This is a genomic window from Deltaproteobacteria bacterium (assembly GCA_020845895.1).
In the GTDB taxonomy this organism is placed as follows: Bacteria; Lernaellota; Lernaellaia; order JACKCT01; family JACKCT01; genus JADLEX01.
Genome location: JADLEX010000126.1, coordinates 1 through 9,598, shown reverse-complemented (window position 1 = coordinate 9,598; position 9,598 = coordinate 1). Strand labels below are relative to the sequence as shown.

Here is a 9,598-nt window from a genome sequence, read left to right as displayed (position 1 = left end):
TGCCTTCGGATGCGCTCGGCCTCGACCGCAAACACCGTCAGGTCGTCCTCGCAGCACGACGCGCAACCGAGCCCGCAACGCAGCCGGTCCGCGTGACGTCTTGTCAGGACGCGGACGCGGCGATCGACCGCGACGTGAAGGCGCTCAATGGGGGCATGAGGCTGAGCCGTGGTCATCGAACCGGGACGGCGTCGAGTTTGCCCACGAATGGCGGCAAGTTGAGCAATCTCATGGTTTTCTCACAATTGTTCGGTTATGAACCACCGCTTTCCCAACATGCGGAGCAAGTGACGTGGGAATCTCGGACGACCATGCTGATCGATTCCATGAGGCTTATCAAGGCGATGAGCCCGCGCCGTGGGATATCGGACGACCGCAACCCGCGATTGTGAGGATGTGCGCCGAGGGCGAAGTTCGCGGGCGCGTGCTCGACATCGGTTGCGGTACCGGCGAGAACGCGCTGTATCTCGCCGCGCGGGGTCTCGACGTGATCGGCATCGATTTCGTCGAGGTTGCCGTCGAGCGGGCGCGGCAGAAGTCGGAGGAACGCGGCGTGCCCGCGAGCTTTCACGTGATGTCGGCGATGCGCGCGCCTGAGCTCGGGCAGTTCGACACGGTCGTCGATTGAGGCCTGTTCCATACCTTCCCCGACGCGTTGCGCGGACCCTACGTCGATGCGCTGTCGGCCGCGATGCGGCCCGGCGCTTCCTTGATTGTGATGTGTTTTTCGGAACTCGAAACGCGTCCGGGCGGCCCGCGACGCGTGACGGCCGACGAGATCCGCGCATCGTTCGCCGAGGGCTTCACGGTGGAGTCGATCGAGCCCGAGCGCTTCGCCAATCACTGGCACGGCGAGGGCGCGGCGGCGTGGCTCGCGCGGATTCGACGAAACGCATAGCCATTGAGCCAGCCCGTAAGTGGCCGCGCGATTGACGGGCTTCGCCGGTCGGCATTCAATGGTGCCGATGCCTCCGCGCAATATCCAACCATGTCTCGTTTCGATGGCGGTTTTCGCGCTCTGCGTTTTGGGACTGCTGCCCTCTTGCGGGTATGACACCGGCGTCGAGACGCGGTCTGTGGCCGCATCTCCGCAAGTCGAGATCCCGGCGGGCAACGACGAGCCGGGCGGCGAGAATGAACCGGCGCCGAGTTGTTGGGAGATCCCCGGCGACAACGCGACGTCCGGGTTTTCATCTCCCCGTTTCCCGCCGGAGTATTACGTCGAGCAGTCGCTGAAATATTTCGACACGCTCGACTCGTACACCGACCCGCGCTCCATCCCGAATTATTCCGAACTGGTCGCGCGATGGGAGTGGCCGCCCTGGCTGCTGCTCACGGGTTTCGGCGACGACGCGATGATTTTGATCGATCTGGCGCTGCGTCTGTACCCGACGCGGGTCTTGGAGCGCGATTGCCGCGCGTTCGACTTCCAGCCCTTTGGGCGCTGCCGCGTCGTCTTCGAGTACGACGGCGTGACCTCGTGCCCGATTTACGAAGAGTTCACGTTCAACGACCTCGGCGAGATGACCTTCATCGAGGCGTGGTCCGACCTGCCGGGGTTCATGCCGACGGACGACGCGAATGATCCGTGGGCCGAAGGGCCGGATGCGTACCGGCTTTCGACGAAAATTCCGGGCCTCGGAAACGACGCCGGGCGCATCGACCTCTCCGGCGAATGCATGCGGGCCGCCGCCGAACAAAACGACGATGTCGCCGAATTTCTCCGTCGCGCCCGCGTGCCGGTGGCGACGTGGGTGCTCCAGTTTCTGACCGCTCCGGACGATTTCGAGATCGGGTGCCCGTAAGTCGGCGCCCTTACCTCTTTTCCGATCGTCCATTATAAAGGACGCGCACGTGGACTTTTCCCAAAGGGACATTTGATGAAAGAGCTTCACTGGCGACTGTTGTTGTTGGGCTCCCTGCTTTGCGCGTTCGCCGCCGCGGCGACGCCGTATGTCACGCTGAAGCTCGGCATGAGCGTGGATCTGACCTACGGCGGCATGTTCATCGCCGCGTCGCTGCTCGCCCGGCACGCAACGGACAAAAAGCACCTCGCCATCGAGCTGACCATCATCCAGACGATGATCAACACCGTCTCGGGCATCGGCTTCATGGTCGTCATTTTGTCCGCGTTTTTTTACATCCAGGTCGTTTTCCAGCGCGACATCGGCTTCAACCCGACGTGGTGGCAGACGTTCATCTGGCTCGCGGTGTCCGCCGTCCTCGGCATCTTCATGGGCGTGTGGCCGCGGCGCATGATCCTGCGTGACAAGATGCTTCCGTGGCCGACCGCCAAGGCAGTGCTGAGCGTCGCCGAAACGCTGACCGACCCCGAGGTGACGGCGCTGACCGAGCGTCGCCGGGACGTGCTGAAGGTCAGCACGGCGGTGGCCGGTTTCTTCACGCTGCTCAAGGACGGCCTGGGCGTCATCACGCCGATGGTGGGCAACGCGGCGCTCAAGATGTCGTTCGGGCTGGAATTCGCCGCGATCGGTATCGGCATGTTGGTGCCGCTGTCGGTCGGCCTGTCGGGTCTCATCGGCGTGTGGGTCATCAACACCTTCGGCGAGACGTTTGCCAAACTCGTAGCGCTCGGCGGCACGAGCGCCGCGAACTGGAATCAATGCTTCTCGACACTCGGCGGTGTTTCTGAGATGGCCGATCCCGAAAAGGCGCAGGCCCTCGTGTTCCTCGCCGGTTCGTGCGGCGGCGCGATGGAATACGTCGAGTCGGCGTCGCATTTCAAACTCGTCGTCCAGTGGCTGATGTGGCCGGCCACGGCGATGATGCTGTCGGCGGCGCTGACCAGCGTGATCATCCCCGTGATCCGCAACCTGACCGAAGGCAAAAAGGAATCGAACGACGCGCACGTGTCGCTGGCCGACGAGAGCGTTCCGACCTCGTGGGTCCTCGCGGGCACGCTGCTATCCGTCGCCGTCCTGGTCTGGATCACGTCCTCCTGGTTTCATATGCCGTGGGTCGAGGTTCTGCTCGCGGTCGCCATTCAGCCCATCCTGATCATCGCGGGACTGCGCGTTCTGGGAATCACGGGCCAGGGCCCCGTATCCCTGATGGCCAACGCCACGCAGTTCCTGTTCGGCCTCCTCTGGCCCGCGCAAATCCGCAGCAACCTCGTGGCTGCGTACGTCAGCGCCAATCCGCAGGCGTCCAGCGAAACGGTCGTGCCGTCGTTCTGGGTCGCGCAGCGATTGGGCGGCAAGTTCAAGACGCTCATCATCGCGGGGCTGATCATGATCCCGATCGGCGCGATCCTGACTCCGCTGATGTTCAACCTGCTCGAAAAGACTTACGGCATCGGCCTCGACCCGGGGCAACTCGCCGCCCCCACCGGGCTAAAAATCGCGTCGCTCGCCATCGTGATGGAAAAGGGCCTTTCGGCACTGCCGCGCGGTGCGCTCACCGCGTCCGTTTTCGCGATCGGCTTCGGCGTGCTCTTCGAAGTGCTGCTTGCCGTGCGCAGGAAAAACGAAAAAGGCGAGGAGTCCTCGCGTTTCTGGTGGGTGCCGATTCCGTCCGCCGTCGGTTTTGCGCTGATCCTGCCGCCCGTCCTGACCATCGGAACCGCCGTGGGCAGCGTCATCACGGCGGTGTGGCGCAAATTCGCGCCGGGAGAAAACGGCGGCTGCGAGCACTACGGCGCGCCGCTCGCGTCCGGCCTCATCGCCGGCGAGGCCATCGTGGGCGCCATCCTGCTCCCGATTCTCGCCATGTTGGTCGAGGTGCTCAGGCCGTATCTGTAAAATCGGCGGAATGGGGCGTCGTTGATTTCGAGCGATTTCCCTCCTATCCTGTTGGTCCCGTGACGAAAATCACATGGCCTTTCGCGAAAAATGGGCTATGTTCCGGCGTTCCATCGTGAATTTTCAAGAGGTGCCCAGATGCGTAAGGATTTGAGCCGCGCCGCCCGGGTCATGGGACTTGCCGCGTGCGTGCTGTTGATTTCGGTCGCCGCGTTCGCGCAGACCGCGCCCAGCGTCAACGTGATCCCCGGACAGTACATCGTGACGTTGAATCCGCAGGTAAAGGACTCGGTGGACTTCGCCGTCGCGCGCGGCATCTCGCCGAAGAACGCTTACAACCATGCGCTCAAGGGTTTCGCGGCGCGACTCACGGCGGCGCAGCTTCGTCTGCTCGAACGGGACAAGGACGTGGTGGCCATCGAGCCGGACACGATCGTGCGCGCGAACGCGCAAACCGTTCCGACCGGAATCAAGCGCAGCTATTTTGACCTGTTACTGAACGGCACGACGGTGAACGCCGACATCGCGATCATCGACACCGGCATCCAGCTCAACCACCCGGACCTCACCGTGGTGAAGGGCGTCGATTGCCGCACGCTCGATCGCAAGACGAAAGACTGCAAGATTGGCGGCGCGGACGACAACGGCCATGGCACGCACGTCGCGGGTTCCGCCGCCGCGATCGACAACGGCGTGGGCGTGGTCGGCACGGCCCCCGGCGCGCGGCTCCACGCGGTGAAGGTCCTCGACCGAAACGGCTCGGGCACCACGTCCGGCGTCATCCAGGGCATCGATTGGGTCAAGCGCAACGCGGCCACCATCGAAGTCGCCAACATGAGCCTCGGCGGTTCCGGTTCCGACGACCGCGACGGCCAAAGCTGCTCGACCTCGACGAACTCGTATCACAAGGCGATCTGCTCGGCGGTGGGCGCGGGCGTGACGTTTGTCGTCGCCGCGGGCAACGAGAAAAAGGACGCGGGGTTGTCCCTGCCCGCCGCGTATGACGAAGTCATCACCGTTTCGGCCCTCGCGGATTTCGACGGTCTCGAAGGACGCCTGGGCACGGGCAACTTCGCGTTCAGCTCGTGTACGGAAAGCGTGGACGATTCATTCGCGTGCTTTTCCAACTACGGGCACGACGTGGACATCATGGCGCCCGGCGTCGGCATCTATTCGACCTACAAGGGCAGCTCGTACGCGACCATGAGCGGAACCAGCATGGCGAGCCCGCACGTCGCGGGGGCGGCCGCGCGCGTCAAGGCCGCGAACCCGGGTTTCACACCCGCGCAGGTCAAGGCCGCGCTGGTCGCCGCGGGCGATCCGCTGCCTTGCGACGCGTCCCCCTCGTCCTGCTCGGACGATCCAGACGGCGTGCAGGAGCCGTTGCTCCAGCCGTAATCGACACGCACAAACCTCAAAAAGCCGTCGCGGTTTCGCGGCGGTTTTTTTTTGGCGCGCGGCTGGACATTTGCGGGGCGGAAAGATCTTGGCTAGCGTGTCGGCGGCGTGAAACGCACGCCGATTCACTCTTGGGTTTGGGCGGGATGGAAATGAAACTCCGATGGTCTCTGGTCGTTCTTTCGGTGTTCATGGCGATCTTTCTTTTGGGATGCGGCGATGACGACGACGATTCGTCGGGCGATCCCTCGGACGACGACGCTTCCGTCGATGACGATTCGGCGGATGACGACGCGGATGACGACAGCGCGGACGATGACACCTGGCCGCCGCTGCCCGATGACGACACGGACGCGCCCGATCCCTTTGCGATCGTCCACGACTTTCCGCCGGTGGCCGAGCCCGGCGAGGCTTACAGCTACGTCTTCGAGGCGCAAAACGGCGTCGCTCCCTATCATGGATGGGCCGTCGTGGACGGCGAGTTGCCCGCGGGTCTTTCGCTCGACGCTTCAACCGGGGCGCTGACCGGCACGCCTCTCGACGACGAGGAGACGCTCTACCTGTTCGTGATCGAGGCGGGCGATTCGTCGACCGAGCCGCAAACCGCGATGGAGACGTTCGGCATCCGTGTCGGCGACCCGGGCGAGGACGGCCCCTTGCTCAAGCGCGCCCGCGCCTATCAGGAGGTCTATCTCGCCCGCCACAACAGCGACGGCCTGTCCGTCACCGCCGACAACCCGGACGATCCGGGCGGCGACTACTGGTTTTCGGATCTGGGCGACGCGTGTTTCATCCACGGCAACGCGTCGGCGGGCGCGGCGTTTCGCTATGCCGTGGAGCAGAGCGAAGAGGCTCTCGACAACGTGCGTCTGCACGTGCGCGGCCTGGATCTGCTCAACCGGGTCAACGGCGTGCCGGGCCTGCTCTCGCGCAGCTATATGCCCAAGGACGCCCCGATGGCGCCGAACGAGTTCACGCAGTTTTGGCCGATCAACGACGACCACGAGGGCGAGGGCGAATTCGCCGACTATTACTGGAAGGGCGACGTGAGCATCGACCAGTATTCGGGCGAGTTGGTGGGGCTTGCGACCACGTGGGATCTCGTCCCCGACGAAGACGTGCGCGCCGACGTGCGCCGCACGGTGGAAGAGATCGCCGATCACATGTGGGGCAACGACTTTCGCATCATCGACGCGGACGGCGCGCCCACGCAGTACGGCGACTTCCGGTGCTTTTCCCTCGAAGGCTGGCCCGTGCCCAACGGCCTGACCTCGGCGGCGAGCCTCGCGTGGATGCGCCTCGCCGAGCGCGTGTCTGACGAACCCCGTTTCGGCGAATACTATCAGGAACTCGTGACGCGCGGCTGCCCGGACAACGTGCAGCATTATCTGTGGCTGTACCTGGGTTATCAGACCAAGCACTACAACGTGTACATGGGCTTCGAAAATCTGTTCGTGCTCACTTCGCTCGAAGACTCGCCGGCCCTGCGCGAACAGTACATCGCGGGATTCCGTCATCTGCTGTGGGAATCGGGCGACGGTCTCGCATGGCGGCGGGGCGGCGTCGAGGAAAACCCCACGTTCACGTCATGGTATCTGTCGTCGACCGGCTATCGCGATCCCGTCGCCGTCATGAAGGCGATCAAACAGATGGACGTATTCGTCGACGCGCCGCTGCGCGACCGATACATCCAGAACAGCGCCAACCCCGACATCGAGAAAAATCCCGAGAAAACCGATTGGGCGCTCTATCCGCTGCCCGCGAACCTGCGCGTTCCCGACATGTGCATCTGGCACCGTAGCCCCTACGGACTCGATGGTGGCGATGACGCGGGACGCGAGCGCAGCGGCCACGACTACATGCTGCCTTATTGGATGATGCGAAAGCTCGGCTGGATCGGGCCGGAGTGGTGAGGCAACCCTGACGCGGCCCGTCAGGAGCCGGTGAAATTCCAATCCGGGCTCGGTGTGCCCGGGAAGACGGTCTTTTGCGTCGCCGTGTCCGCGCCCTCGCGGCGCAAGGACAACGACACCACGCCGAAATGCGCCGAAGCCTTGAGCGAGAACTTCGTCGCGCCTCCCGGCGCGCGCCCGACGAGCCGGAACGATCGCGGCGGAATGGTCGTCTGCGTCCAGTAGCCGATGTCTTTCTTCGTGAGCGAGACGAACTCCACGTCGATCTTCGCGGGTTTGCCGTCGAAATTCGCGACAAACTGCTCGCGCAGAAAATCGCGCAGTTCCTGTTCCGTCGGCAGGCGTTTGTCCTTCGCCTGGGCCGCGGTCATGGTGGGGATCACGAGCGCCTCGTAGGGAATTTGCAGCAGCATATCGACATCGAGCAGCACGTCGGCGCGCCAGGTGCCGTCCTTGGCGAACATCACCCAGATCTCGCTCATCTGAAACTGGTGCGCCGCCGCCGCGCCCGCGAGCACGAAGACACCCACCAGCGCGAGCGCGAAGACGCGCGGCAGCGCGAGCGCCATCCGCCGCATCATTTGCCGTCCGGCTTTTCGAACTTCGCGCTGGTCATGGCGAGTTGCCCGTGCTTCACGCCCTTCATGCCGATCATGTGGTCGGCGATGTGACGCAGTTCGGCCGGCGCGCCGCGCAGAGCGATCACCTCGAGGCAGTGACGTCGATCGAGATGCACGTGCATCGACGCGAGGATCTGCTCGTGGTGCGCGTGGCCGGTCTCGGTGAGCTTGTCGGCCAGCTCTCGCTTCTCGTGGTCGTACACCATCGTGATCGTCGCGACGGCGTCGGTGTCCTCGGCCGTCCACGTCTCCTCGACCAGCCGCGCACGAATCAGATCGCGGATCGCCTCGGAACGGTTCGTGTGCCCCGTTCGCGCGAGCAGCGCGTCGAACCGGCGCATGAGGTCGCGGTCGATGGTCAGGCTGATGCGTTCGAGTTCCATGGTGTTCCCCGTGAAGCGCCCCGGAATTTGGCACAGAGCCGCCGCATCGCCAAGGGGCGCGGAGCGAGACAATTGGAACTCGACGCATAAATCGGCTGAGCACTCGTGCGCACGACCTCCTGCTCCGCTCCGGTCGTCCCGTCCGCGAGCATTCGACGAAAAGACGTTTGAACTCCTTAACTATGTTGACTTTGAGGCGTTTTGTGCGGAAAATCCGCATGAAAGGCGTCGAAACTTCCTGTCGACGGCGTTTTAAGGCCATGTTGATCGAATTTCGCGTAGCCAATCACCGCTCCATCCGGGACGAACAGGTCCTCACCATGGAGGCCGCGAACATCGGGGCGAAGGACGATCCGATCCCGCGATCCGTCCCGGGGTACTCCAAGAAGCTCCTGCCCGCCGCCGCCATCTACGGCGCGAACGCGAGCGGGAAGAGCAATGTTTTATCGGCTTTTGAATACATGCGACGATTTGTGTTAACATCCATGAGAGAATGGGATCCCGCTTCTGGGGTTCCGCGAGTAGCATTTGCTTGGTCCGGCGCTGCGAATACTGAATCTCTCTTTGAAGTAGAGTTCTTAATTGACAACATACGTTATAACTACGGCTTCGCAGCAAACGATGAGAGATTTTTGGAAGAGTGGTTATATGCTTGGCCAAATAAAAGAAGGCAAATGTGGTTTGTTCGCGATATTGACGAATTCAAATTTGGATCGACTCTTCGAGGAGACAAATTACCCATAAATCAGTTTACTAGGCCAGATTCGCTTTTCTTGTCCGTCGCGGCCCAGTTCAACCACGAACAACTCACACCCATATATCGGTGGTTTGGGAATACTTCTGTCATCAATTTGGAAAGCATTACGACCAGGAGAGCATTGCCGTATTTCGGAGAGCAACTCGCGTCAATTAAGCTAATGCAGTGGCAGGACAGGCAACTCAAGATGGATTTTGCGTCGAATAATGAGGAAAGTTCACAAAATCTCGACCGATTTCGAAGTATGATAAAGTCAGCAGATCTCGGAATAGAAGATTTTAAATTCGAAGATATTGAATCCAGCTTACAGGTGGAGCGCCCGTTATCATCAAATCGGATGTTGCGCCCGGCCAGAAAGCGCGTGATGGTTAAACATCAGCCCGGCTCCATTGAAGCTTGGCTCCCTTTGGCCGAGGAGTCGAAAGGAACACAAGCAATGTTTAGAATTGCGCCGGAAATAATTTCCGCGCTAAATTCCGGAGGGTTGCTGGTCGTTGACGAATTGGAAGCAAGCATGCATCCCTTATTGTCGATTATGTTAATTATGCAATTTAACGATCCGAAAATAAATAAAAAAAACGCTCAGATGATATTTTCAACCCATGATACAAAACTTTTGGCCCCCTCAGTCGAGGGATTTAGATTCAGGAGGGATCAAATCTGGATCACCGAAAAAGGTGGCGACGGAGAAACGAAGCTGTACCCGCTGACGGATTTCCGCCCACGAAATGGGGAAAATATCGAACGCGGTTATTTAATGGGCAGA

At 61.8% G+C, this 9,598-nt stretch carries 10 protein-coding genes; 8 read left to right on the top strand and 2 right to left on the bottom strand.

Annotation, left to right across the window (positions count from 1 at the left end; genetic code table 11):
- The 7 genes from IT350_17485 to IT350_17455 form a co-directional block, all read left to right on the top strand.
- Nucleotides 1–392: hypothetical protein (locus IT350_17485; protein ID MCC6159849.1), on the top strand; the 392-nt coding region annotated here is incomplete at its 5' end.
- A gap of 2 nt (nucleotides 393–394) precedes the next feature.
- A complete protein-coding gene (locus tag IT350_17480) occupies nucleotides 395–628 on the top strand; it encodes a class I SAM-dependent methyltransferase (protein MCC6159848.1) in 234 nt (77 codons plus the stop codon).
- Between the two features lie 27 nt (nucleotides 629–655).
- Entirely contained in the window at nucleotides 656–898 is a 243-nt protein-coding gene (locus IT350_17475) for a hypothetical protein (protein MCC6159847.1), read from the top strand.
- A 178-nt stretch (nucleotides 899–1,076) separates the two neighbouring features.
- Nucleotides 1,077–1,805, top strand: a complete 729-nt coding sequence (locus tag IT350_17470) for a hypothetical protein (GenBank protein MCC6159846.1) — start codon at nucleotides 1,077–1,079, stop codon at nucleotides 1,803–1,805.
- Nucleotides 1,806–1,880: 75 nt separating this feature from the next.
- Entirely contained in the window at nucleotides 1,881–3,761 is a 1,881-nt protein-coding gene (locus tag IT350_17465) for an OPT/YSL family transporter (protein MCC6159845.1), read from the top strand.
- A 138-nt stretch (nucleotides 3,762–3,899) separates the two neighbouring features.
- Nucleotides 3,900–5,159, top strand: coding sequence for a S8 family serine peptidase (locus IT350_17460; GenBank protein MCC6159844.1), 1,260 nt, complete (start codon nucleotides 3,900–3,902; stop codon nucleotides 5,157–5,159).
- Between the two features lie 146 nt (nucleotides 5,160–5,305).
- Nucleotides 5,306–7,072 carry a putative Ig domain-containing protein gene (locus IT350_17455; GenBank protein MCC6159843.1) on the top strand — a complete coding sequence of 589 codons (1,767 nt, stop codon included), beginning with the start codon at nucleotides 5,306–5,308 and terminating at the stop codon, nucleotides 7,070–7,072.
- Between the two features lie 20 nt (nucleotides 7,073–7,092).
- Here the strand turns inward: IT350_17455 and IT350_17450 are convergent, their stop codons facing one another.
- Nucleotides 7,093–7,653 carry a hypothetical protein gene (locus IT350_17450; GenBank protein MCC6159842.1) on the bottom strand — a complete coding sequence of 187 codons (561 nt, stop codon included), beginning with the start codon at nucleotides 7,651–7,653 and terminating at the stop codon, nucleotides 7,093–7,095.
- Nucleotides 7,650–8,075: a nickel-responsive transcriptional regulator NikR gene (gene nikR, locus IT350_17445; GenBank protein MCC6159841.1), complete on the bottom strand. Its 426-nt coding sequence runs from the start codon at nucleotides 8,073–8,075 to the stop codon at nucleotides 7,650–7,652. The genes IT350_17450 and nikR overlap by 4 nt, the downstream gene beginning before the upstream one ends.
- Nucleotides 8,076–8,335: 260 nt before the next feature.
- On the opposite strand from nikR, the gene IT350_17440 reads away from it, so the two are divergent.
- Nucleotides 8,336–9,598: ATP-binding protein (locus tag IT350_17440; protein MCC6159840.1), on the top strand; the 1,263-nt coding region annotated here is incomplete at its 3' end.

What these genes read in the sequence shown, in the direction of transcription:
- IT350_17480 (MCC6159848.1), top strand. Translation starts at nt 395, where the DNA reads ATGTGCGCCGAGGGCGAAGTTCGCGGGCGCGTGCTCGACATCGGTTGC.
- IT350_17465 (MCC6159845.1), top strand. Translation starts at nt 1,881, where the DNA reads ATGAAAGAGCTTCACTGGCGACTGTTGTTGTTGGGCTCCCTGCTTTGC.
- IT350_17460 (MCC6159844.1), top strand. Translation starts at nt 3,900, where the DNA reads ATGCGTAAGGATTTGAGCCGCGCCGCCCGGGTCATGGGACTTGCCGCG.
- IT350_17455 (MCC6159843.1), top strand. Translation starts at nt 5,306, where the DNA reads ATGGAAATGAAACTCCGATGGTCTCTGGTCGTTCTTTCGGTGTTCATG.
- IT350_17450 (MCC6159842.1), bottom strand. Translation starts at nt 7,653, where the DNA reads ATGATGCGGCGGATGGCGCTCGCGCTGCCGCGCGTCTTCGCGCTCGCG.
- nikR (MCC6159841.1), bottom strand. Translation starts at nt 8,075, where the DNA reads ATGGAACTCGAACGCATCAGCCTGACCATCGACCGCGACCTCATGCGC.